Source organism: Thermococcus sp. M36 (genome assembly GCF_012027355.1).
Lineage (GTDB): Archaea > Methanobacteriota_B > Thermococci > Thermococcales > Thermococcaceae > Thermococcus.
Map to the genome: position 1 here is coordinate 1 of NZ_SNUH01000118.1, position 507 is coordinate 507.

Annotated in this window: 1 protein-coding gene; it reads right to left on the reverse strand. The window is 36.3% G+C overall.

The window, feature by feature from the left end; genetic code table 11:
* Positions 1-96: 96 nt before the first annotated feature.
* Positions 97-507, reverse strand: a 411-nt coding sequence (locus E3E36_RS11585) for a cytidine deaminase (protein WP_167895549.1), incomplete at its 5' end; no start/stop codon positions are given.

Consider the following 507-nt stretch of genomic DNA (forward strand, 5'->3'; position numbering starts at 1 on the left):
CTAATTCTGCTTCTATAATTTCTTCTATAAAATTTAAACTTTTCTCTTCAGCCATAGTTTTCGTTGTGTTACAAATGTACGAATTGAAACAGGTTGTTACATTCTTAAATTCTCTCCTTTAAAGCTTAATGGCAGCAGTTGACCGGCTTCGGGTATAACATAAATTTTACCTGATAAACCGGTTAAAATCAACCTCATTACATGATGTCTTGTTTCAAATTCAACAAGACTTTGCCGGCACATTCCGCAGGGAGAAATAGGTGTATTACTGTTTGTATTTTTATTATGATTATGATAGCTTATTGCCATTGTTTTAATACCAATATTTGGATAAACCGAAGCAGCAGCTGCCATTAAAGCTCTTTCTGCACAAAGGGTTACAGGGTAGCTTGCGTTCTCCTGATTGGTACCTGTAATTATTGAGCCGTTATCCATTAAAGCGGCTGCTCCAACAAAAAATTTTGAATAAGGTGCATAAGCCTGTTCCGATATGGCTCTTGCCTGTTT